Here is a 22,142-nt window from a genome sequence, read left to right as displayed (position 1 = left end):
GGACCTCCTAGATCGTCGTGGGGATCAACCCGACGAGCACACCGCTGGCGAGCACGCCGTAGCTGGCGAAGCTGACCGTGCCGGTGGCCAACAACGTGATGACCGGCGGTTGCCGCACCAGTTGGTACGCGATCAACCCGGGCACCACGAAGCCGAGCGTCTGGTGGGCGAACAGGAAGGGTGAGTTCTGCTGGATCACCACGATCAGGGTGGTCTGCAACAGGACACCGGTCAGCACGACCGCCGCGAACAGCCGCTTGCCGTAGAGGATCACGAAGCGCTGCAACAGCTTGGTGGCGCCGAAGGTCAGGCCGGTCATCAGCACCACGACCCCCGCGCGCTGGTAGTCCTCCAGCAGGGTCAGCGCCAACCAGCCCGGGGTGATCATGCCGCCCGGGGAGAGGTTGGTGGTGAGGTAGCAGACCAGGGAGAAGAGCAGACCGATGGCCAGACCGAGCGTGGCGATCTCGGGCAGCAGCAGGCTGCCGTTCACGGGGTCCTCCTGGTCTGGTGCGGCCCGGTCGCGGGCGGGCGGGTCGCATTGTGGTCCGAAGTGGACTTCGAGGGGCGGGGTGGGTTCGTGCGCTCGGGTTTCGGGGTGCCCGCGCCGGTGCGCCGGGGGTCCGCCCCTTCGGGCCTGCCCGCTTCGGGGCGCCGAGCGGCGGGGCGCGGCGGGGTGGGCTCGGGACCCGGCGACTCGGGCCGCGGCGGTGTCGGGCCGGGCCGCCGGGCCCGCGGCTCGGCTTGATCGCGCGTGGACCGGCCGGGGGGCGGGCGCCGGGGGGTGGCCCCGGGGAGGCCGGCGCGGGTGGGATCGGGTTGCGCGGAGCGGGGTTGTGCCGTGCTGGTGTGCCGGGGTTCGGGCCTGGCGCGGCGGGTGGTCGGACCCGGGTCGGAGTCCGCCGCCGGTCGTGCGGGGCGGGCTCGTGTCGCGCCGGACCGGGTGGGGTCGGACCTGGTCGTCTCGGGGGGTCGGCCGCGGCTGTCGGTTCCGGGGCGCGGGGCGCCGGGGTCGCGGGTGCCCGCCCCGGCGCGCGGGGAACCGGGCGCCGGACTGGGCCTGTTCGCGGGCTGCGCGCCGCCCGGGCGTTCGGGGTCGGGCGACCACGTGCGGGTGGGTGCGGAGTACGGGTGGGCCTGGCTCGGTCGCGTGGGACGCGGGCCGGGTCGAGCGGGCGGGCGCCGGGCGGTGCCGGGGGCGGGGACCGGGGGCATCAGCTCGGTGGGGGGTTCGTCGGGGTCGGGGCGGACCTCGCGGGCGGGGGGTTCTTCCTCGTCGTCCGCGGTGGGGAGGTCGGACAGGACCCCCAGGAGGAGTTCGCCGGAGCCGTGGATGTTGCCCACCGCCACCAGGGAGGCGTGGTCGTCGACCTCGGCGAGGATGCCCGCCAGGACCTCGTCGGCGGGGGCGGTGCCGAGGTCGGTGATGACGTGGTGCCACTCCGGCGGGATCGTCGCCCTGGCGCTGCGGGTGGGCTCGCCGATGAGGACGATGCGCTCCGGGTCCACCCGCGGGACCAGGGCACCCATCTGGCCGTTGCGCTCGACCCGGTCCGGGCGGCAGTTGATCACCAGGTGGATCGGGCGGCGGATCGCCCGCTGGGCCAGCAGCCGCTCGACGTTCATCAGCGTGGACTCGGGGTCGTTGGCGGCGAAGACGTTCGCCACGCGCAGGAGCTTGTCGTCCGCGCGGTGGCGGCTGACCGTGAGGACGCCCGGGTCCGGCGGGGCCGACCACATGCCCTGCAACGCCAGGCGCCGGTTGACCCCGAGCAGTCGGGCGACCTCCAGGGCGATGGCGACGTTCTCCTTGAAGGTGATCCAGCCGAACCCGGACATCTCCTCGTCGGTGACCGACTCGGGGTCGACCGCGATCAGTTCGCAGCCGCGCTTGTCCGCCTCCGCCCGCAGGATCGGCAGGCGCTCGCGCTCGGCGGTGACGCAGACGCCGCCGTGCGGCATCGAGCGGCTCAGCGAGCGGGCGACGTCGTCGAGGGTGGGGCCCATCTCGGCGAGGTGGTCCTCGCGGACGTTGCACAGGACACCGATGGTGGAGCGGATCAGCTTGCGCTGGTTGATCTCCTGCAGGTCCGGCATCACCGCCATGCACTCCACCACCAGCACGTCCGGGTGGTACGCCGACGCGCGGCGGACGATGCCGACCTGCTCGATGACGTTGGCGATGCCGAACTTGCGGTAGACCGGCTCCTCGCTGCCGTCGGGGTGGATGAACCTGGCCGCGGTGCCGGTGGTCTTCGCCGCGGTCACCAGGCCGCCGCCGCGCAGCGCGCCCGCGCACAGGCGGGTGATGGAGCTCTTGCCGCGGATGCCGTTGACCAGCACGCGGTGCGGGATGCGGTCCAGGTTCGCGTCGTGCTTGCGCTGCTCGACCACACCCGCCACGAGCACCGCCGCACAGCCCAGCGCGAACACCACGTACAGGAACAGCATCAGGTGCTCTGCCCCGACCGGTCGCGCCGCTCGGGCGCGGTCCGCCGCGGGGGTCGCTCGCGGGACTCGGTGCGGGCGCCGTGCGGTGCCCGGTCCGGGCGCCGGGGCGGGTCGGGCTCACCGGCGTGGTCGCGCTGGGGGGCGCGGGGGCGCTGCCGCGGCGGTTCCCGGTGCCCGGGGGCGTCGCCGCGGCCGCGCCGGTCGCGTTCGGCCGGGCGCTGCTCGGCGCTGACCGGGGTGAGCAGTTCGGTCGCCTCGGCCGGGTGCTGCCCGACCCGGACCGGGGCGACCAGTTCGGTGGCCTCGGTCGCGGCGCCGCGGGGGCGGCGGACCTCGCCGAGCCGCCCCGCTCCCCCGGTCAGGGCCTGGCGGCAGATCTCCAGGCAGGACGCGATGGTGCCGATCTGGTCCTGGTGCTGCGGGTAGACCACGCCGGAGGTGTCCCCACCGGCGATCGCGTCGGCGTGGGCGCCGATCCGGTTGAGCGGGCGGACCAGGACCAGGAAGTGCCAGCCGAACAGGAACAGCGCGGCCAGGGCGCCGATCAGGGCCGCGGTCAGCGCGTTGCGCCGCAGCTCGCTGCCCGCCAGCGCGAGGTCGGCCACCGGCTGGTCGGCCACCACGACCCAGTCCAGCGCGCTGCTGGCACCACCGCTGAGCTTCGTGGAGACCACCAGGCCCGCGCCGCGGACCTCGGCGACCGGGGTCCCCGCGCGAGCGCTCTCGGCGGCCGTGCGCAGCCGGTCGTCCTCGACCCGCTCGAAGGCGACGTAGCCGCCCGTGGCCAGGATGGTGCGGTGCCGGCCGTCGAGCACCCGCACCTCGCCGGGGGCGCGGTCGAGCAGGCCGGTCAGCGCGAGCGTGTCGTACTCGCCGACCAGGCTGCCGCCTCCCGCCACGGGGACGTGGGCGTAGAGGACCGGTACCGGGCCCTCGCGATCCCCCTGCGCCACCCCGGCCTCCGCGGGCACCGGCGCCTGTTCGCGCAGGGGCTCGCGACCGACCACGCCGGACACGGCGCCGCTCGCGTCGACCAGGTACGCGCTGCGGTAGCGGGTCTGGGTGGAGACCAGGTTCTCCAGGGCGGGGCGCAGGGCCGCCGGGTCCTTGCCCGCGCCGAGCAGGGCCACGGCCGCCAGGTCCGCGACCCCGTCGTTGACACCGCGGCGCAGGGTCGTGGTGACCGCGACGGCGCGGTTGCGCAGGCTGGTCACCACCGCGTCGGGCACCTCGGCGGTGCCGGTGGCCACGGTCAGCACCAGCGTCGCCGACCAGCCCAGGACCAGGGTCGCGGCCAGGCCCACCGCGGCGACCGCGGGCAGGCCGGGCCGGTCCCCGGCGACCTTCGGCCCGGTTTCGCGCAGCACCGCCCGGCAGTGCTCGACGGCCACCGCCACCCGCCGCACCTCGCGGGCCCGGGGCAGCGCGACGTCGGTGTCGAGGTCGCCGCCCGCGACCGCCAGCGCGTCGGCGCGCAACCGGTGCACCGGGCGGACCAGGGTGGCGCGGATGAGCAGGAACCCCAGCAGGGCCAGCCCGAGCAGCACGGCGCCGGGGAGCAGCCCCAGGTCCTGCTCGGCGCCCGCGGTGACCGGGGTGCGCACCACCGCGACCACGCCGATGCCCAGTCCACCGCCGGTGCCGTCGACGGTGATCGGGGCGTGGGTGACCACGGTCTGCCACCCGGCCACCGGGTCGCCGAGCACGGTGCCCGCCTGCCCGCCCGCGGCCGCGGCGGCGGCCAGGCCGATCAGCTCCGCCGTCGCGCCGTCGGTGGCGGGGGGCGGGGTGCCACGCGTGTCCAGGACGCGGCCGGTGGCGTCGGTGACCAGCACCGCGCGGTCGGGGTCGGCGTCCACACCGACGTCGGGCAGCCGGGTGCGGCTGGTGGCGACGAGAATCCGGTTGTCGGCCAGCACGAGCGCGGTGACCAGGGTCAGCCTGCCGCCCGCGTCGGTGGTCGGGAGCACCGCGGCCTGGTCGAGCACGGTGGGCACCAGGTGCACGGGCACGGCTTCGCCGCGCGCGGCCAGCAGCGACCTGGTGGCACCGTCCAGCACGGCCAGCCCGCGCCAGCGGCGGTCGGTGGCCAGCCCGGCGAGCAGGGCCTCCGGCGAGGCCGGGATCGCGGTGGCGGTGCGCAGGTCGGTGGCGTTGCGGCTCGCGGAGACGCCCACCGCCCGGCCCGCGCTGAGCGCGAGCTGCTGCTCGGAGTCGACCACCGCCGCGGGCGCGACGCCGGGGTCGCGCACCTGCAGCAGCACTGTGGTGAGGGCGGCCAGCAACACCAGCAGGACCAGCACGACCGCCGACGGCGTGCCGACCCCGGAGGGGAAGCCGCTTTCCGGTATCTGGTCGGTGAGCGTCCGACCGGGTCGGGGCTGGCGTCGCGCGTCGTCGGCCACCGCAGGTGTTCTCCTCGGCGCCCTTGACCTCGGCGCGTCCCCCAGCGACATCACCCAAGTGGATGAACAGTCATCCGCTGCGTGATAGGAAGCGTCAAAGCTACGGGATTTGTTACACGAATAGACGCGCTGTGACTCAGCTCTCTCACAGATGATTACCCACGGTGAATGGAGCAAAACCTTTGCGAGGCTTGGTGAACGCACTCCCCGCCGCGAGGCGGGCACTGGTCGGGCTGGCGGTCGGTGTCCTCGCCTGCACCGCCGCGTGCGCCCCGGAGCCGGGGGGATCATCGGACCTCGCGGCCACGGTCCGTGACTTCGCCCGCACCCGCGAGCCGGACGCCGCGTACCGCCCGCCGGACCCCGGGGAGCGGTCCGGGGTGGCGGGCGCGCTCGGCCTGGCCACCGCCGGGGACACCGGCGCGGCGAGGTCGGCGTTCGCGCCGTTCGGTTTCGACTACCGGGTCGGCACCGACGCGGAGACCGGCCGCCGGTACGGGATGGCGGTGCAGGAGTCCTCGGGCGAGCGGGCGTGGGGGCTCTACGTCATCGACCTCGACACGCCCCCGCGGGTCGTCGTCGAGGTGCCGCACCCGAACTCCGACCTCGACACCGAGGAGGTCGGCCTGGCGCTGTTCCGCGCCCGGCCGGGCGCGGTGCTGGCCGTGGCGGGCACGCACCGGCGCGCGGCGAACGGCGCCGGGGACGTCGCCCACCGGGTGGACTCGATGTTCCACGCCCTGGTCACCGGGCTCGGGCTGCCGCAGGTGCAGGTGCACGGGTTCGACAACGCCAGCCTCCCCGGGACCGACGTCGTGCTGTCGACCGGAGCCGGGGAGGTCACCGAGGAGGCCAGGGAGGTCGCCGACGCGCTCGGCGGGTCGCGGGTCTGCCTGGCGTGGGCGGACCGGTGCGGGAACCTGGAGGGCGGGCGCAACGCGCAGGGCCGGGCGGCGGCCGAGAACGGCACCGTCTTCCTGCACGTCGAGATGAACCGGGCGGTCCGCGACGACCGGGGTCGGTGGGAGCGGGTCGTCGAGGCGCTGTCCGTGCTCTAGATCAGCGGGGGGTGCCGCGGAGTCGTGGGACGTGGCGCCGGGTGATGACGCGGGTGGCGAGCCCCGTGGGTGTCGCCACGGCGTTCCCAGCGGGTGCGGAGCCGGGCGCGGCTTCAGAGAGCGGACCGCAGGGCTGTCAGCTCCGCGCGGTAGTCGCGGTAGGCGGCGCGCAGGTCCGCGGCGGGCCAGGGCCCGGGGAGCAGCGGCGGCGGGAGGACCGGGTCGGCGGCGAGGTGGCGGACGATCGCGGCGGCCGCGGTGAAGCGCTCAGCCGGGGTCGCCGCCCGGCGGTGCAGGTCGTGCAGGGCGGTCGCGGTGGCCGACCACGTGGTGAGGTCCCACAGGGTCGAGGCCAGGGCTGCCGGGTCCGCCTCGGGGCGGGCTCGGAACGCCTGGACCAGGCCGGGCGGGGCGGGGGTGTCCAGGGGCAGGTTGGCCGGGCGCAGCCAGACGCCCTCGCGCAGCTCGGCCAGGCGGCGGTCGGTGAGGGCGGTGCGCAGGGCGGCGCGGTCGGCGGGGCTGCGGCCGGTGGCGGTGACGACGACGCAGTGCCAGTCGCCGTCCCAGGTCGCCGTCTCGGGGTTCAGGGCGGCGTTCTGCCTGCGCTGCCGCTCGACGAGGCGGTCGGAGAGCCGGTGGACGCCGTCGGCGCGGACGAGGTCGCCCGCGCCGACCATGCGGGTCAGGGCCACGCGCAGGGCCGACTCGCCGACGCCGAGGAGTCCGGCCAGGCGGACGAGGTCGCGGCCGGGCAGTTCGGGTGGGTCGGCGCCGAGGAGCAGGCTGAGCACGACCGAGCGGGCGGTCAGCGGGCGCAGGTCGGTCTCGGGTCGCATCGCCGATGACATTACACCCTTGGCACGGTCGCAACGGGGACGTAATGTCGGGTCATGACCTCCACGCTGCCCACGCCGACCCAGCACGCGACGCACGCGGTGGAGAACCAGCCGCCGCCGCTGTCGCCCTACGACGCCTCCGACAACCCCGCGCTGCTCGAAGGACTGCGGCGGGAGGGCGCGGGCTGGGCGGAGGAGGACCTGCGCGGGCTGGGCGCGCACGCCGGGTCGCCGGAGGCCCAGGAGTGGGCGGAGCAGGCCGACGTCAACGAGCCCGTGCTGCGCACCCACGACCGCTACGGCCACCGCGTCGACGAGGTCGACTTCCACCCCGCCTGGCACAGCCTGATGCGGGTCGGGGTCGCCGAGGGCACCTTCGGCTCGGCGTGGGCCGACGAGCGGCCGGGCGCGCACGTGGCCAGGTACGCCGCCCTGCAGGTGTGGGGCCACACGGAGGCGGGCCACGGCTGCCCGGCGGCGATGACCTACGCGGCGGTGCCCGCGCTGCGTCACTCCCCCGCGCTGGCCGCGGCCTACGAGCCGGGGCTGACCAGCCGCGTCTACGACCCGGGCCTGCGCGCGCCCGAGGGCAAGCGCGGACTGCTGGCCGGGATGGGCATGACCGAGAAGCAGGGCGGCTCGGACGTGCGCGCCAACTCCACCACCGCCACCCCCACCGGCGAGGACGGCGTGTTCACCCTGCGCGGGCACAAGTGGTTCACCTCCGCGCCGATGTGCGACGTGTTCCTCGTGCTGGCCCAGGCCCCGGGCGGGTTGTCCTGCTTCCTCGTCCCGAGGGTCCTGCCCGACGGCACCCGCAACACCTTCCGCATCCAGCGCCTGAAGGACAAGCTGGGCAACCGCTCCAACGCCTCGTCCGAGCCGGAGTTCGACGGCACCGTGGCCTGGCTGGTCGGGCCGGAGGGGCGCGGCGTCCGGACGATCATCGAGATGGTCAACTGCACCCGGCTGGACTGCGTGGCGGGCTCGTCGACGCTGATGCGCAAGGCCCTGGTCGAGGCCGCGCACCACGCGGCCCACCGCGGCGCCTTCGGGACCCGGCTCCTCGACCAGCCGCTGATGCGCAACGTCCTCGCCGACCTCGCCCTGGAGTCCGAGGCCGCGACCACGCTGACCATGCGCCTGGCGGGGGCGGCCGACCGGGCCGCGCGCGGCGACGAGGCCGAGCGCGCCTTCCGCCGCATCGGCGTCGCGGTCGGCAAGTACTGGGTGACCAAGCGCGCCCCCGGCTTCACCGCCGAGGCGCTGGAGTGCCTGGGCGGCAACGGGTACGTCGAGGAATCCGGCATGCCGCGGCTCTACCGCGAGGCGCCGCTGAACTCCATCTGGGAGGGCTCGGGCAACGTCGCCGCCCTCGACGTCCTGCGCGCCTTGGCCAAGGAGTCCGGGACGGCGCAGGCCCTGTTCACCGAACTGGCCACCACCCGGGGCGCCGACCGCCACCTCGACGACACCGTGGCCCGCCTCGGCCGCGAACTGTCCGATGTGGACGGCATCCAGGCCAGGGCGCGCCGCGTCGTCGAGCTGATGGCCCTGGCGCTGCAAGCGTCGCTGCTGGTCCGCCACGCGCCCGCCCCCGTCGCCGACGCCTTCTGCGCCACCCGCCTCGGCGGCGACTGGGGCAACGCCTACGGCACCCTGCCCGCGGCCGCCGACGTGACCGCCATCCTCGACCGCGCCGCCGTCGGCCGCTGAGCGGGCGGGGAGCCCAGCCATTGTGGGCGGACCCCTGGCGACGTGGCCCTGCCGGATGTAACCGGTTATAGTGGTTACATGACCTCGGCCGGGATGGTGCTGCGCTCGCACACGGGCGTGGAGTACCGGTTCGACCCCGGGGCGCTGTGCCTGGAGCTGCTGGTGACCGGCGGACCCGGCCCGTACCGGCGGTACGAGGTGCTGCACGCGCCGGACGACCTGGTTGCTTGGGCGGAGCGCTCCCGGCTGACCCCGACGCCGCGGTTGCGGGTCACCGCCGAGCACGTCGCGGCTGCTCGCCGGTTCCGGGACGCGTTGTTGCGGGTGGTGCACGCGCCCACCCCGGACGGGGCGGACCTGGAGGTCGTGAACGCGGCGGCGCGGCGACCGGCGCTCGCGCCGGTGATCGGGCCGGGCGGGGCGAAGGCGTGGGCGGGCGAACCCGACGGCGAGCAGTTGCTCGCCACGGTCGCCAGGGACGCGGTGGAGCTGCTGACCGGGGCGTTCGCGCACCGGGTCAGGACGTGCTCCGCCGCGGACTGCCGACTGGTCTACGTCGACACGTCCCGGCCGGGGAGCAGGCGGTGGTGCTCGATGGAGCACTGCGGCAACCGGCACAAGGTGCGGGCCGCCCGGGCCCGCCGGACCGAAGGGGGATGAGCACGTGCCCACCGGACTCACCAGGGACGCGGGCTGGCAGATCGGGGTGTCGCGCACCGTGGCGCACCCGCTGCCCGTCGTCTGGGACTTCCTGAGCGGACCGGAGGGGCTGGCGCTGTGGCTGGGCGCGGACCCCGACCCCGAGCCGGGAGCGCCGTTCCGCACCGCAGGCGGGGTGGAGGGCGAGGTGCGCGGCTACCGCGAGCGGGACCGCATCCGCGTCACCCACGGCACGACCACCATCCAGGTGGCCGTGCGCGCGAGCGGGTCCGGTCGGACGATGCTGCGCTTCCACCAGGAGCGGATGGCCGACGGTGACGAGCGCGAGCGGCAGCGCGCGCACTGGTCGTCCGTGCTGGACGCCGTCGCCGCCGCGCTCGACCGCCGCTGAGCGGGCCCACGCCGTCGACGTGGGCCCGCGGCCGGGTCAGGCGTCGTGCCAGACGCCCGCGTTGGTGATGTAGGCGCCGGTGGGCTTGGTCGGGTCGCCGTCCTCGATGACGTTGAAGCGCTTGGTGGCCTCGTCCCACCTGGTGAAGCAGGGGAACACCGGCGACGCGTGCCTGCGGTAGGCCACCACGATCTCGTTGACCGTCTGCGTCGCGCCCGCGCCGAGGATCACGTTGTGCTGCAACGCGTTGGTGCGGCGGACATCGATGTCGACCTCGTCGGCGATGGTCTCCGCGGCACCCTTGGCCCGCTGGACCCGGCCGGTGACCCCGTAGCGGACGCGCACCGGGGCGGGCGGGCCCTCGCCGTCGTCGACGAGGATCGTGTGCATGTCGCTGCCCTGCGCCAGGCGGACGCGGGTGAGGGCGTTGCGGTAGCCGCGCAGCACCGGCGCGTCCGGCTCCGCCAGGGAGGAGATGGCGTTGAAGACCTGCGCGTCGGTCTCGCTGGGCACCGGCATGAACACCACGACCGCGTCGGCGTAGCCCTTGAGCTGGTCGAAGACGGTGGGCTTGGACCCGTCCAGCAGGGAGGCGCTGAGGTCGTGCAGGCCCAGCGCGTCCTTGTGGTTCGCGCCGGTCCCCGGGTCGTTGAAGTTCGCCGGGTCCATCCGCGCCAGCACGCCCTTCGCCGACCGGTCGAGGGTGATGTTCACCTGCTTGGTGGGGTCGCGGCGGGCGGCCCTGTTGACGATGGAGAACTCGCCGCCGCGCCCGTCCGCGCCGATCTGCCTGGCGGACATGCGGTTGGCGGCGTAGGCACCGGCCCAGGTCTCCCTGGCCTCGGCGGCCTTCAGGTCGGCCCACCACTTCTCGATCTGCGCCTTGCGCGCCTTCCAGGTGGTCCCGGCCCCGCCCAGGGCGACCAGGCCCTGCTGCAGCAGCCGCTGCCCGACGGCCCGCTGCGCGTCGGCGCGCTCCCGCGCCACCCGCTCCCGCTCGGCGACCTTGACCGGGTCCTGCCGGTCCTCGACCTCCTTGCGCAGCTCCGCCTTCCGCTCGGGGGCGAAGTGGAAGGTCTCGACGTCCTTGAGCATGTCCCACACCTCGAGCAGCTCGGGGAGGCTCAGTTCGCTGGTCCACCCCTTGTACTGCGGGACGTACTGCTTCGTCCGCTCGTCGTACTCCTGGAACCCGGTGGACAGGATCTCCAGGAACCGGGGGGACTTGGCGTCCCCGACGGCGGACTTCCAGCTCACCCGTGAAATCTGCACGTGCCCACTCCGATCCGATCGGGCGCACCACCCGTCGAGGGGGGATCGACTTCCGGGAGGCGCCCGTTACGGGGATGGCGCGTAACGGCGACCGGGACGGGACCGCCGAGCGGGCCACGGCCGCGAAGGCCCCCTTGCCGAGACCACCGGCGCAGCCCCGTCCCACTTGCGGAGCGGCGGGGTGCTGTTTAAGCGCAAGCGCTGATTCCTGTCCGTGGAATTGCGCCCATTGGATAGATATTCGATGTTTCAGCGGGGTTGTTCGATTGTCGGTCGCGCTTGTAGATTCATTCGGAACGATACGTTCCGCCAGGTCAGAGGTATCTCAATGAGGAGTCCCGTGAGGCCAGTGTCCCGATTCTTCCGCAGGTCCGAAGGCGGGGCGCGGCGGTGGCCCGTGGTCGCCGCGGTCGTCACCGCGCTCGCCGTCCCCGCGACCGTCGGCGTCTTCACCACCGTGTCCGCCGCGCCGGTCACCAAGGCCGCCGAGGCCCCGCAGGGCCCCATCGGCGACGCGTTCTACACCCCGCCGAACCCGCTGCCGCCGGGCAACAACGGCGACGTGATCTGGTGGCGCGAGATCCCCGGGAAGGCGGGCGCCAAGGCCTACCTGGTCCTGTACCGCTCGGAGTCGGCCACCGGCCAGCCGATCGCGGTCTCCGGCCGGGTGTTCGTGCCCCAGGCGGCGTGGACCGGCTCGGGCCCGCGCCCGATCGTCTCCACCGCCCCGGGCACGCGCGGCATCGGCGACAGCTGCGCGCCGTCGAAGTACCTCGACTACGAGGCCCCCTTCACGGACCCGCTGCTGCAGAAGGGCTACGCGATCGCCACGACCGACTACGAGGGCCTGGGCACCCCGGGCACGCACACCTACGTGGTCGGCCAGTCCGAGGGCCGCTCGGTCATCGACGCCGCCCGCGCCGCGACCCGCCTGTCGGCGACCGGTCTGACCGCCGGCGGCCCGATCGCCTTCGCGGGCTACTCCCAGGGTGGTGGCGGCGCGGCCTGGGCCGGTGAACTCGCCCCGTCCTACGCCCCCGACCTCAACGTCGTGGGCATCGCCGCCGGTGGCACCCCGGCCGACCTCAACGAGGTCGCCAAGTCCCTCGACGGCAGCCTCGGCTTCGGCTTCCTGCTGCTGGCCTCGCTCGGCCTCAACTCCGCCTACCCGGAGCTGGACCTGCCGTCCTACCTCAACGACAAGGGCAAGGAGCTCTACGCGACCAAGCAGGGCGTGTGCGTCGACGCCGTGTTCGGCTACGCGTTCCAGAAGATCTCCGACTACACCACCACCAACCCGCTGAACGTCCCGGAGTGGCAGGCCAAGCTCGCCGAGAACCGGCTCGGCAAGGTCAAGCCCAACGCCCCGGTCTTCCTCTACCACGGCCTCGTCGACGAGATCATCCCGCTCAAGCAGGCCGAGACCCTGCGCAAGGACTACTGCCGGGCGGGCGCCAAGGTCCAGTGGGGCGCGTTCCTCGGCGAGCACGTCACCACCATGGCCTTCACCGCGGGTGACGTGGAGAAGTTCCTGACCGACCGGTTCGCGGGCAAGGCCCCGAAGAACAACTGCTGACGCACTCCCTGATCGGTCTCCGTGCCCCCGCCTGCTCGCAGGCGGGGGCACGGCCTTTGCAGGGGGTCGGAGGTGACGACGGCGGTCACGGTTCCGGACGAGCCCGCGGGTCGAGCGGCCGGGAATCGGTGGTGGGGCGCCCGGTCGGCGGGGTCAGGACCACAGCCAGGAGATGCCGTAGACCCCGGGGGCGCACCTGGGCAGGAAGGTGTGCACGGTGTCCGAGGCGTCGGCGGTGAGTCGCCGTCGCTGCCTCGGGGCGGAGGGGACGGTGTCGCGGTGGTAGCTGTGGCAGCGCGCGGGCAACGCCGAGCCCGCGAACCGCACGCGCAGGAGGAAGTCGTGCGCGGGCACGCGGAAGCGGCGCTCGTGCAGGCGGGAGGGGGCCGGGCTCGGGCCGAGCACGGTTTCGTACTCGATGATCGCGGTCTCGTTCCTGGCCAGCGTGCGGCCGAAGTGGATCTCGGCGGCCAGGTACCCGTTCTCGTGGTCGGCGGCCACCTCGCCGAGTCGCCCCGCCCGCACCCGGATGTCGGAGGGCATGACCTCGCCGTCGTCCACGCCGTGGGCGACGAGGAAGCGGTCCTGGCCCTCGGCCACCGCGCGCAGCACCTGGGTGACCGCGATCCGGCGCAGCGAGCGGTCGGCGTCGACGGTGCACAGCTCGGACACGCTCAACGGGGCCACCCCGTCGTTGAAGTGCTCGAACGAATCCCCCAGCACCCGCTGGAAGGGTGAGTCCACGCCGTAGAGGTGGCTCCCGGTGACCCCCGCGGTGGTGGCCCCCCGGCCCCGGGGCCGGGGTGGTTCCAGCAGGTCGAACAGGGTGTCGCGGGGCAGGTTGAGGATGGCCTCGAGTTCGCGCAGCGCGCGCAGCGACTTGGCCCGCTCCGGCCTGCTGCGGCCCTGCTGCCAGTAGCTCAGCGTGGCCAGGCCGACGTCCACGCCGCGGTCGGCCAGCCTGCAGCGGATTCGCTGCAGGGTCAGGTCGCGCCGCTGGATCGCGGCCCGCAGCACCTCGCCGAAGCTCTCCGCGCGAGACGCGGGGTCGGGGTCGGGGTCGGTGGTGGGCCCCTGTGCTGTCGGGAACCGGCTCACGGCGGCGCTCTTTCGTTCGGGGGTCTCCTCCGGACGGGAACGCAGTATCACCCGAAGCGCCGTGGTTGTCACCCCTGAGGGGGAGTGACAACCACGGCGCGTGGGTCTTGTTGTGATCAGCCGACGTTCAGGGTCAGGCCGTAGTACGACAGCGCGTCGCTCAGCGGCTGGAAGTAGGAGGACTTGCCCGCCTGGTTGCCGCCGTTGTAGGTGCACTGCTGCCCGGTCGGGCCACCCGAGGTCATCCCCTGGGCCTGGTTGCCGGAGATGTACGCCCCGCCGCTGTCACCGCCCATGGTGCACACCGAGGAACTGCCCAGCCCCCGCACCACGGTGTTCGGGCCGCCGTTGGGGTCGGTGTAGGTGACGGTGACGTTGTAGCCCTTGATCGTGCCGCAGGTCCAGCCGGACGTGGCGCCGGACTTGCAGATCGAGGAACCCACGGCGGCGCGCTGCCCGCCGCGGACGGCGATGTTGCCCACCGCGCCCCAGGTGCCGACCTGGGTGGCGATGGAGTTGCCGGAGTCGACCCTGGCGATGCCCATGTCGACGCTGTTCGAGCCCAGCGCGTAGCGCGAACTCGTGCCCTTGGCGAACCGGACGCCGTTGAGGTGCAACGTCGGCGCCCCCGCGACGCAGTGCCCGGCGCTGACCAGGTACTGCACGCCGGAGGAGCTGCGCGCGCCGAACCCGACGGAGCAGTACCCGCTGCCGCCGTTGATCGTCATCTTGCTGCCCGGGTAGACGGTGGCCTGGGTCTGCAACGCCCTCCCGCCGTTCTTCACCCGCACCGCCTGCCCGAACCGGGCCGCCTCCGCGAGGAACGCCTTGGCCTGCGGCTTCGCCGCGTCGCCCACCTCGACCTCGACCACGTCGGCGGCCACGTCCACCCCCCACGCCGAGATGCCCTCGGGCACCTGGCGGGTGGCGAGCTGGTCGAGCTGCGCCTGGACCCGGTTCAGCGCCGCCTCGCCGCGGGCCGGGGTGCGCGCCGCCAGGCCCGCCGCCCGCACCCGCGCCGCGCTCGCCGGGTCAGCGGTGTTCACCGTCAGGGTGCCACCACCGTCGACGAACGCACCGTCCACCCGCAACCCGCCGCGGGTCAGGTCGGCGAGCCGCTGCCGCTGGGCCGCCTCCCGGTCCAACCTGGACACGGCGGCCCGCTCGTCGACACCCAGGGTGCGCGCCAGCGCGGTCACCATCTCCGGCTGGTACTGCTGCGGTGCGGCACTCGCCGGGGAACCGGCGGACACCAGGGCAGCGGGGACGAGCGCGCACAGCGCGGCGCCTGCGATCAAAGACTTCCGGAAACTGATCGACATAGACCATGCCTCTCCTCACCGAAGTCCACACGCGCAGGGGTGGAGGGGGCGCGGAACTGCCATTTCCGCACCCACTCAGCGTGTGGATCTCCGACGACCGGTGGGACAACCGGTCGATGGGGAAGAACTCTGCTATCGGCCCCGACCCGTGGACAAGGGGTTTCCCGGAAGAATTTTTCACAGAGAGAACGCAAGTCGTTGAACACCGATTCCCACGCCCGCAGAGCGGGGCGACCGCCAAGTCCACCCGCGACCCCTTGAGGTCTAATTAGGACAGCAAGGACTCCGCCCATCGCCGGCGGTCGACAACCTGCGCGGAAGGCGCACTCGGCCCGGCACCGAGGACGAGCACTGCACGACATGGCCCGGGTCGAGCAGCCCTTGTCCGCGATCACCCACACCCACCGTGAGGACAGGTCCTAGCGGCCCAGCACGGCGTGGGCCACGGTGACCTGGCCGGGTGCCAGTCGGGTGCGGCCGTCCTCGATGTCCCACAGGCTGTTCTGCAGCACCCGGCCGAGGGTCCAGCCCGCGGCGCGCCCGCGGTCGAGGCCGAGGCCGTCGGTGAGCGTGTCGAACCGCCTGCGCACGACCAGGTCCGGGGCGCCGGTGGCCACCACCGCGTCCCACCCGCTGTCGATGGCGGGCATCAGGTCGAAGCCCGGGTCGCCCACGAGGGGTTCGGGGTCGATCGCCAACCACGGTTCCCGGTCACCGGCGAGGACGTTGCCGCAGTGCAGGTCCCAGTGCAGCAGGCGGTCGCCCGGCTCGTCGAGCAGTTCGGCGACGGCCGAGGCGCAGGTGCGCAGCAGTCGACGGTCGTCAGCGTCGGGCAGTGCCCGCTCCGCCTCCGGGACCTGCTCGACGGCGCGGCGCGCGACGTCGCCGAGGCTCGGCAGCCCGTCGGGCGCGGGCACCGAGTGCAACCTGGTGAAGATGCCGGCGAGGACGCCCATGGCCGCCTCGTCGTCCTCGACCTGTTCGAGGGTGCGGGAACCATCCAGGCGTTCCAGCAACATCGTGGTGCTGGCCGGGTCGTGGTCGAGCAACCGCACGATCCCCCGGCCGCCCCAGGCCGCCAACCCGGCGATCGCGGCCGCGGACTCCTCCTTGGGCATCTGGAACTTCAGAGCCGCCCGCCGCCCGTCCGCGTCGCGCACCGGCACCACCAGCGACGCCTCGCCGGAGGCCACGGGCCCGTCGGGCACGACCCCCCACCGCTCCAGCGACTCGGCGACCAGTCCCGGCAGGCCGGAGATCCAGGCGCTGCCCGCCTCACCGCTGCGGCGGTAGGAAGCGACCAGCACCTCGGGGAGGTCCAACCGGAACGACGAACTCATGCGCGGGGTCTTCCTTCGAGGTGGACGACCGACCTGGTGGATCAATCCTACCGGGCGCCTGCGTGACCCGTCGGGATGAAGTTCCGTGCTCAGGACCGACGGCGGTGCACCGCGGCACCGGCGGCCACAACGCTGGAGTCCGATCGCGCGTTGTCGTCCCGGGGCGATCCGGTCGTGGGGGAGGTCCACCGCCACACCAGTGGCGGGCGGCCGCCCTTCGGCAGGGCTGCGGCGTGCTGCGCGGTGCGTTCGAGGCCGGGGACGCGGTCCATGGTGCGACCCAGGTTGGCCGGGTAGGGGCGGTCGCCGGTGAGGGATTCGGTGACGTCGAGGGCTTGCGCGGTGGTGAACTCGCCACCGAGGAGGCCCGCGGTGAACTGCGGGTCGCGCCACAGCTTGTCGGCCAGCAGGGGGCGGCAGTCGGTGATGATGCGGTCGTGGTCGAAGGCCAGTGGGGGGACGGCGTCCAGGGGGGTCCAGGTGGTGGTGCCGTCGTCGGGGCGGGTGGGGGCGACCGTGGCCCACAGGGCGATCGACAGGGTCGGGCCGCGGGGGTCGCGGGAGGGTTCGTCGAACGTGGCGAGTTGGCCGGTCGCGGTGACGGCCGCGTCGGGGACGCCGAGCTTGCCGGTGACGGCGCGGCGGGTGGCTTCGCGCAGGCGTTCGCCCCTGCCCAGGAGCACGCCCGGGAGGGCCAGGGCGCCCGCGAACGGGTCCAGTGCGCGCGGTGCCACTCCCAGCAGCACCGCGCGCGCGTCCGGGTCGAAGCGCAGCACGAGGACGTCCACCGAGACCAGCGTCGACTCGATCATGGGGGGATTGTCCCGCACGTCAGCGGTGGGCCGGTGCCCGCACGGTGTAGTCCGCCCGGGTGGGGCCCGCTCCGGTGACGAGGACCGGGACGTCGAGCAGGTCCTCCAGGAAACCCACCGGGTCGGGCAGGGGCTCCAGGACCGGGGTGCAGCCCGCCACCAGGTCCGAGGAGGACCCCAGCTCGGTGAGGTGGCCCGTGCCGGTCCGGTGGGCCGTGGCGACCTGGAGGTCCCGCGCGTCCAGGTGCGTCACGGCGAGGCCGTCGACGCCGCCGCACGCGGCCACGGCGTACCGCAGCAGCACGGCGTCCAGGTGACCGGCCCGCCACGCGCCCTGGTACTCCCCGGTTCCGTTGTGGCGCTCGGGGAACCGGTCGAGGACACCGCGGTCCTCGGTCGGCAGCGGGCCCGCGCCGTGCCGCGTCTGGTAGGTCCGCGTCACCCCCAGCACCCGCGCGCCCCGACCCGCGAGCAGCGCCCTGGCGTTGCGCGGCGTGACGGTGGACCAGGTGGTGTGCGGGTGGAAGCCGTGCGTCTCGTCGAGGAGGACCCCCTGCGCGCCCTCGAAGACCAGCCGCCCGGCGTCGGCGAGCCTGCCCGCCTCGTCGCCGGTCGTGATCCGCACGGCGTCGGCGAACGCCCGGTAGAGGGCCACGAGGTCGTCGACCCGGGGGCCGTCGCCGATCAGCGGCTCGTGGAACCGGGCGAGCGCGTCGAGCTTGCGCCGCAGCGCGACCGGGTTCGCGCAGTCGCCCACCCTCGGCGGGAGGCCGGGAACACCCCTCAGCTCCTGGCCCTCCACCACCTCGCCCGGCCGGGCACCCCGCTCGGCCAGCAGCGCGTACCACGCGGTCTCACCGATGCCCTTGCCGCACGACCCGTGCCGGTCGCGTCCCCTGGCGTCCTCCCGCGCCCGGTTCGCCGCGACGTGGAACGGGGTCGTCAGCAGCGCGTCGGCGTCGACCGACACCAGGCCCAGCGGGTCGGCGACGCCGAGCGCCGCCAGTTCCCGCGACTCCGCCGCCAGCGCGATCGGCTCCACCAGCACGTGGCGGGACAGCCAGGTCGGCACGCCCGCGAGCGTGCCGGACCCGAACTGGCTGAACGTGTGGTGCCTGCCGCCCGCGACCACGTTGTGCGCGGCCTGCGCGCCCCCGTTGAACCGCACCACCGCCGACACCGAGCCGTCGGCGCACAGCGCGTCGACCACCGCCCCCTTGCCCTCGTCGCCGAACCCCAGCCCGAAGACGACCACGTGCTGGTCCATGTCAGCTCAGCACCACGTCGTCAGGACCGTCGATGCCCAGCGGGGCGGCCGACTTCGCCAGCGACCGCGCGCTCGCGCCGACCGAGACCAGCGCCTTGCCCACGGCCCTGCTCTCGGCGACCGAGCCGACGTCGGCCAGGTCCACCAGCGCCTGGTCCAGGTCGACCACCCGCTCCTCCACGCCGATCGTGGCGGCGATCAGCTCGCACACCGCGCCGGGGTCGTCCAGCTTGAGGAAGTTCTGTCCCAGGACCTGGCGCCAGTGCTCACCGATGGCGTCGTCGTTGTAGTACGAGGACTGGTTGGGCAGGATGAAGTACACGTTCCACTTGCGGGCCAGCTCGCGGTACACCGACACCGGGTCGATGTCCTGCGCGACGTCGTCGCCGATGACCCGGCGGATGTGCCGCGCCTCCAACCGGGGCTTGTTCAGCTCGTCGCCGATGAGGAACAGGTAGCCCTTGCGGCCCCGCTTCTGCCACGCGTCGGTGACCACGTGCCGGGCCACGAAGTACGCGGCCAGCTCGTAGGACTCGCTCTTCTGCCCGCCGCCACCGCCCTCCAGGAAGATGTCGCGCAGCTGCTCGTCCATCCGGTTGTCCGACTCGAACTGCCCGACCTGCAGCGGCACGCGGTCGCTGTCGGCGTCACCGATCCCGCCGAACATCAACTGCGGGTCGGCGAGGTATCCCTTGCGCTGCAACAGCCCGTGCAGCTTGCCGAGCTTGCCCTGCATGATCCTCGGCACGGCGCCCATCGAACCGGTCACGTCGAACAGCACCGCGATCGGCGTCGAGTCGGCGTGGTCTGGCGAGTCGCGGCACTCGCGGGCCGCCACGCCCAGCGGGTCCAGCGCGGGAGCGGCCTTCCAGCTCCTGGACGGCTTGCCCTTCGTCGCCGCGGTGTAGCCGAAGTCGGCGATCCCCTTCGCCGCCCGGAAGGTCTTGGCCGCCAGGTAGGCGTTGTCGTCCCACTTGCCGTGTCCCATGGTCATGCTCCTGTCGTTCGGGGGAGGGCGAACGGGCGGAAGACCCGCGCGCCGTACAGCTCGTCGAGCAGTTCGTCGTACTCGCCCAGCAGGTCGACGGCGTCCGGTCGCCGGGACGGCCGGTCCTGGGTGCACCCGCGGGCGAACGTGATCTGCCTCTTCTCGTCGGGTGCCAGCAGGTCCAGCATCAGCGTGTGTGCCATGTGGACGTCCGTCGCGGTGGTGACCGGTTCCCTTCGGCGGACTTCCGGCGGGTAGGCGGTGGTCTTGCCGGTCGCGAGCAGCCGCTGCCCGCTCTCGACGGCGAACGACCACCCGGCCAGCACGATCCCGTGCTCCTCGGGGTGCACCAGCACGTTCTCGGCGGTGACCGCACCGTGCACCAGCCCGAGCCGGTGCGCCCCGGCCAGCGCCTTGAGCAGCCTGCGGTGCATCCACGCGTAGTCGCGGCCGTCCAACCCGCCCGGGAACGCGCGCCGCACGTCGGCGAGCGTCACGAACCCGTCCACCAGCGGGTCGAGCACCGTGAACGCCCGCTCACCCCGGCCGAGAGCACCGGAGGTGTCGAGCAGGCGCGGGTAGTAGGGGCGCAGCCAGCGGTGCCGGTCGGTGAACCGCTCCAGCGCCCGCAGCGCGTCCCACTCGCTGTGCAGCAGGGGGTTCAGCGCCGGGTTGCGCACCACCTTGACCACGTGCGGACCGTCGGCCCGGTACACGTTCGCGACGCTGCCGACGGCGAACGGTTCACCGATCCGGTAGGTGCCGGTCGCCGTGCGCAGTTCGACCGTCGCGCCCCGCGTCCACTCGTGGTGCATCCGGTTCAGCTCCGCGGACGCCGCGTGCGCCCGGGTGTCCCCCTCGCCGGTCACGTCCGGGTGCAGGACGGAAGCCAGCGCCCGGTACAGCCGCTGCGCCTCCGCGCGCCGCGTCGGATCGGTGGTGGGCGGCCCGAAGAGCCCGGCGGCCGATTCGGCCCGCTCCACTCGGTCCAACGCCTCTGCCCTGGTGAACATGGTTTGAGTCTATACGACTCAAACTCGGGGCGCAACCGTCCCCGTCCGAGGAAGGCGGCGGCGCGCACTACCGGGTAGCGCTTCCGGCGGCGAGGCATTGCCTGTCCGTGCGGGGTGGGGTGGGGTTGATGAACCCGTGCTGCTCCACCCCTCCCCCGGTTCAGTTCTGGGGTACCACCAGCCCCAGGTTGTAGGCGGCGATGACGAGCTGGGCGCGGTCGCGCGCCTCGAGCTTGCTCAACAGCTTGCCGACGTGGGTCTTGACCGTCTTGACCGAGATGCTCAACGTGTCCGCGATCTCGGTGTTGGACAGGCCGCGGCCGATGACGGTGAGGATCTCCACCTCCCGCTGCGTGAGCCCGTCGGCGGGGAGCGGCTGGTGGCGCGGGGTGGAGAGGTAGTGCTCGACCAGGTGGGTGAGGACCACGGGCGCGAACGGGGACTCGCCCGCGTGCGTGCGGCGGACGGCGCTGATGAGCTCGTCGAGGTCGGTGTCCTTGAGCAGGAACCCGCTGGCCCCGGCGCGCAGGGCACCGTGGACGTGCTCGTCGAGCTCGAACATCGTCAGGACGAGAACCTTGGTGTGGGCCAGGTCCGGGTCGGTGGTGATGTCGCGGGTGGCGGCGATGCCGTCGCGCCCGGGCATGCGCAGATCCATCAGCACCACGTCCGGGCGCAGCTCCTTGGCCAGCGCCACCCCGTGGTCGCCGGTTTCGGCCTGCCCCACCACGACCAGGTCCGGCGCGGCACCGATGACCGCGGCCAGGCTGTGGCGCAGCAGTGCCTGGTCGTCGACCAGCAGGACCCGGATCGGGGCGGTCATCGGGCGGCCCCGTCGGGGAGGCGCGCGGTGAGCGAGAAGCCGGTGGCGGCGGGGGCGGCGTCGAGCGTGCCGCCCAAGGCGTCGACCCGCTCGCGCAGGCCCACCAGGCCGTGGCCTGCGCCGCGGGTGGGGTACCACTCGGTGCGCGGGCCGTCGTCCCGCACGACCACCACGACGCAGCCGCCGTCGCGAGCCAGGTGGACCAGGAGGCCGGTCGGTCCCGCGTGGCGGGAGGTGTTGGCGATGGCTTCCTGGACGATCGCGCAGACCGCCGCCTGGACGCCCGGGGAGACCTCGCCGAGGTCGTCGACGGACAACCGGGCGGTGTGGCCCGCCGCGCGGGCGGCGTCGACGATGCCGGGGAGGTCGGACAGGCTCCGCACCGGGCGCAGCGGCACGGAGTTCCGGTCGCCCGCGCGCAGCACGGTCAGCATCCGCCGCAGCTCCGCGACCGCGTCCCGGCCCAACCGCTCCACGTCCACCAGTGCCTGCTCGGACTCCCCGGGCACCCGGCGGGCGGCCGCGGCGCGCATGATGATCACCCCCAGGCCGTGGGAGACGATGTCGTGCAGTTCCCCGGCGATCCGAATCCGCTCCCGGTCGGCCGCCCGCTCCGCCGCCCACGCGGTGAGCCGGGCCTCGTACTCCGCCCTGCGGCGGCGGGCGCGGACCACCGTCCAGGCGGTCACCCCGACGGCCAGCACGGCCACCGCGGGCGGGATCACCACCGCCCCCGGCCCCTGGGCGCCCACCGCCAGGAGCACCGCCGAGAGCACGAGCAGCGCGGCCGCGCAGACGAGCCACGCGCGTGACCGCCGAACGGGTCGATCGCCTGTTGTCATCGTGTTCACACTACCGCGCTCGTGGCGGGAATCCGCATGCGCGGGATTCCCACAAGCCGCGCACCGAGGGAGTCCCGATCACCCCATTCAGGTGATGGCACAACACTTTCCGCTCGTTGCGGTCCGTGGTAGCTTCGACTGTACGCGCGTCCCAGAGGGTATCTGGTGGAAGCGGATCAGGTCCTGCGGGGGCAGGGAGACCGGGAGCACCGCCGACGTCGTCGCGACCGGGGGCACCGGTCACAGGTCCAGCTGCGCGAAGAACCGGCGGA

At 73.9% G+C, this 22,142-nt stretch carries 19 protein-coding genes; 5 read left to right on the top strand and 14 right to left on the bottom strand.

Features of this window, described 5'->3' with window-relative positions:
• Window positions 1-7: 7 nt before the first annotated feature.
• Genes UO65_RS18735 through UO65_RS18725 form a run of 3 tightly spaced genes read right to left on the bottom strand, consistent with a single transcriptional unit; the run spans window position 8 to window position 4,907 of the window.
• Window positions 8-493 (bottom strand): poly-gamma-glutamate biosynthesis protein PgsC/CapC, encoded by a 486-nt coding sequence (locus tag UO65_RS18735; RefSeq protein ID WP_035284348.1) that lies wholly within the window; start codon window positions 491-493, stop codon window positions 8-10.
• The gene (gene pgsB, locus UO65_RS38190; RefSeq protein ID WP_110080918.1) at window positions 490-2,451 is read right to left on the bottom strand and encodes a poly-gamma-glutamate synthase PgsB; all 1,962 of its coding nucleotides are present in this window, start codon (window positions 2,449-2,451) and stop codon (window positions 490-492) included. The genes UO65_RS18735 and pgsB overlap by 4 nt, the downstream gene beginning before the upstream one ends.
• Window positions 2,451-4,907, bottom strand: a complete 2,457-nt coding sequence (locus tag UO65_RS18725) for a HAMP domain-containing protein (RefSeq protein ID WP_161784482.1) — start codon at window positions 4,905-4,907, stop codon at window positions 2,451-2,453. Before UO65_RS18725 ends, pgsB begins: the two co-directional genes overlap by 1 nt.
• A gap of 143 nt (window positions 4,908-5,050) precedes the next feature.
• Between UO65_RS18725 and UO65_RS18720 the strand changes: the two genes are divergently transcribed.
• Window positions 5,051-5,914 (top strand): hypothetical protein, encoded by an 864-nt coding sequence (locus UO65_RS18720; protein WP_052021344.1) that lies wholly within the window; start codon window positions 5,051-5,053, stop codon window positions 5,912-5,914.
• 113 nt (window positions 5,915-6,027) lie between these two features.
• Here UO65_RS18720 and UO65_RS18715 read toward each other — a convergent pair whose 3' ends face one another.
• Window positions 6,028-6,750, bottom strand: a complete 723-nt coding sequence (locus UO65_RS18715) for a PaaX family transcriptional regulator C-terminal domain-containing protein (protein ID WP_233427733.1) — start codon at window positions 6,748-6,750, stop codon at window positions 6,028-6,030.
• Window positions 6,751-6,804: 54 nt separating this feature from the next.
• Between UO65_RS18715 and UO65_RS18710 the strand changes: the two genes are divergently transcribed.
• The 3 genes from UO65_RS18710 to UO65_RS18700 all read left to right on the top strand — a co-directional run bounded on the left by UO65_RS18710 (window position 6,805) and on the right by UO65_RS18700 (window position 9,517).
• The gene (locus tag UO65_RS18710; RefSeq protein ID WP_035284340.1) at window positions 6,805-8,466 is read left to right on the top strand and encodes an acyl-CoA dehydrogenase family protein; all 1,662 of its coding nucleotides are present in this window, start codon (window positions 6,805-6,807) and stop codon (window positions 8,464-8,466) included.
• 78 nt (window positions 8,467-8,544) lie between these two features.
• Window positions 8,545-9,126, top strand: coding sequence for a CGNR zinc finger domain-containing protein (locus UO65_RS18705; RefSeq protein ID WP_035284338.1), 582 nt, complete (start codon window positions 8,545-8,547; stop codon window positions 9,124-9,126).
• Between the two features lie 4 nt (window positions 9,127-9,130).
• A complete protein-coding gene (locus tag UO65_RS18700; RefSeq protein ID WP_035284335.1) occupies window positions 9,131-9,517 on the top strand; it encodes an SRPBCC domain-containing protein in 387 nt (128 codons plus the stop codon).
• A gap of 36 nt (window positions 9,518-9,553) precedes the next feature.
• Here UO65_RS18700 and UO65_RS18695 read toward each other — a convergent pair whose 3' ends face one another.
• Window positions 9,554-10,774 (bottom strand): hypothetical protein, encoded by a 1,221-nt coding sequence (locus UO65_RS18695; RefSeq protein ID WP_035284333.1) that lies wholly within the window; start codon window positions 10,772-10,774, stop codon window positions 9,554-9,556.
• Window positions 10,775-11,138: 364 nt separating this feature from the next.
• On the opposite strand from UO65_RS18695, the gene UO65_RS18690 reads away from it, so the two are divergent.
• Window positions 11,139-12,365 carry a lipase family protein gene (locus UO65_RS18690; protein ID WP_233427732.1) on the top strand — a complete coding sequence of 409 codons (1,227 nt, stop codon included), beginning with the start codon at window positions 11,139-11,141 and terminating at the stop codon, window positions 12,363-12,365.
• Between the two features lie 153 nt (window positions 12,366-12,518).
• On the opposite strand, the gene UO65_RS18685 is transcribed toward UO65_RS18690, so the two are convergent.
• The 9 genes from UO65_RS18685 to UO65_RS18645 form a co-directional block, all read right to left on the bottom strand.
• Window positions 12,519-13,463: a helix-turn-helix domain-containing protein gene (locus tag UO65_RS18685; RefSeq protein ID WP_035284328.1), complete on the bottom strand. Its 945-nt coding sequence runs from the start codon at window positions 13,461-13,463 to the stop codon at window positions 12,519-12,521.
• Between the two features lie 116 nt (window positions 13,464-13,579).
• A complete protein-coding gene (locus tag UO65_RS18680) occupies window positions 13,580-14,785 on the bottom strand; it encodes a S1 family peptidase (RefSeq protein WP_052021343.1) in 1,206 nt (401 codons plus the stop codon).
• 419 nt (window positions 14,786-15,204) lie between these two features.
• Window positions 15,205-16,125 (bottom strand): aminoglycoside phosphotransferase family protein, encoded by a 921-nt coding sequence (locus UO65_RS18675; RefSeq protein WP_035284325.1) that lies wholly within the window; start codon window positions 16,123-16,125, stop codon window positions 15,205-15,207.
• Window positions 16,126-16,214: 89 nt separating this feature from the next.
• Entirely contained in the window at window positions 16,215-16,937 is a 723-nt protein-coding gene (locus tag UO65_RS18670; RefSeq protein ID WP_233427731.1) for an NUDIX hydrolase, read from the bottom strand.
• A gap of 19 nt (window positions 16,938-16,956) precedes the next feature.
• The gene (locus tag UO65_RS18665) at window positions 16,957-18,204 is read right to left on the bottom strand and encodes an adenylosuccinate synthetase (RefSeq protein ID WP_035284324.1); all 1,248 of its coding nucleotides are present in this window, start codon (window positions 18,202-18,204) and stop codon (window positions 16,957-16,959) included.
• Between the two features lies 1 nt (window position 18,205).
• Entirely contained in the window at window positions 18,206-19,192 is a 987-nt protein-coding gene (locus tag UO65_RS18660; RefSeq protein ID WP_035284322.1) for a hypothetical protein, read from the bottom strand.
• A 2-nt stretch (window positions 19,193-19,194) separates the two neighbouring features.
• Window positions 19,195-20,205: a protein kinase family protein gene (locus tag UO65_RS18655; protein ID WP_035284320.1), complete on the bottom strand. Its 1,011-nt coding sequence runs from the start codon at window positions 20,203-20,205 to the stop codon at window positions 19,195-19,197.
• 160 nt (window positions 20,206-20,365) lie between these two features.
• Entirely contained in the window at window positions 20,366-21,028 is a 663-nt protein-coding gene (locus tag UO65_RS18650; protein ID WP_035284317.1) for a response regulator, read from the bottom strand.
• A complete protein-coding gene (locus tag UO65_RS18645) occupies window positions 21,025-21,870 on the bottom strand; it encodes a sensor histidine kinase (RefSeq protein WP_035284428.1) in 846 nt (281 codons plus the stop codon). The genes UO65_RS18650 and UO65_RS18645 overlap by 4 nt, the downstream gene beginning before the upstream one ends.
• Window positions 21,871-22,142: the final 272 nt, after the last annotated feature.

Source organism: Actinokineospora spheciospongiae, from assembly GCF_000564855.1.
In the GTDB taxonomy this organism is placed as follows: Bacteria; Actinomycetota; Actinomycetes; order Mycobacteriales; family Pseudonocardiaceae; genus Actinokineospora; species Actinokineospora spheciospongiae.
The sequence above is the reverse complement of the archived record's forward strand: the minus strand, read 5'-3'. Positions and strand labels throughout refer to the sequence as shown.

Bases quoted from the DNA above. Each gene is read 5' to 3' on its own strand.
- pgsB (WP_110080918.1), bottom strand. From the start codon at position 2,451: ATGCTGTTCCTGTACGTGGTGTTCGCGCTGGGCTGTGCGGCGGTGCTC.
- UO65_RS18725 (WP_161784482.1), bottom strand. From the start codon at position 4,907: ATGTCGCTGGGGGACGCGCCGAGGTCAAGGGCGCCGAGGAGAACACCT.
- UO65_RS18715 (WP_233427733.1), bottom strand. From the start codon at position 6,750: ATGCGACCCGAGACCGACCTGCGCCCGCTGACCGCCCGCTCGGTCGTG.
- UO65_RS18710 (WP_035284340.1), top strand. From the start codon at position 6,805: ATGACCTCCACGCTGCCCACGCCGACCCAGCACGCGACGCACGCGGTG.
- UO65_RS18705 (WP_035284338.1), top strand. From the start codon at position 8,545: ATGACCTCGGCCGGGATGGTGCTGCGCTCGCACACGGGCGTGGAGTAC.
- UO65_RS18680 (WP_052021343.1), bottom strand. From the start codon at position 14,785: ATGTCGATCAGTTTCCGGAAGTCTTTGATCGCAGGCGCCGCGCTGTGC.
- UO65_RS18675 (WP_035284325.1), bottom strand. From the start codon at position 16,125: ATGAGTTCGTCGTTCCGGTTGGACCTCCCCGAGGTGCTGGTCGCTTCC.
- UO65_RS18670 (WP_233427731.1), bottom strand. From the start codon at position 16,937: ATGATCGAGTCGACGCTGGTCTCGGTGGACGTCCTCGTGCTGCGCTTC.
- UO65_RS18665 (WP_035284324.1), bottom strand. From the start codon at position 18,204: ATGGACCAGCACGTGGTCGTCTTCGGGCTGGGGTTCGGCGACGAGGGC.
- UO65_RS18660 (WP_035284322.1), bottom strand. From the start codon at position 19,192: ATGGGACACGGCAAGTGGGACGACAACGCCTACCTGGCGGCCAAGACC.
- UO65_RS18655 (WP_035284320.1), bottom strand. From the start codon at position 20,205: ATGTTCACCAGGGCAGAGGCGTTGGACCGAGTGGAGCGGGCCGAATCG.
- UO65_RS18650 (WP_035284317.1), bottom strand. From the start codon at position 21,028: ATGACCGCCCCGATCCGGGTCCTGCTGGTCGACGACCAGGCACTGCTG.
- UO65_RS18645 (WP_035284428.1), bottom strand. From the start codon at position 21,870: ATGACAACAGGCGATCGACCCGTTCGGCGGTCACGCGCGTGGCTCGTC.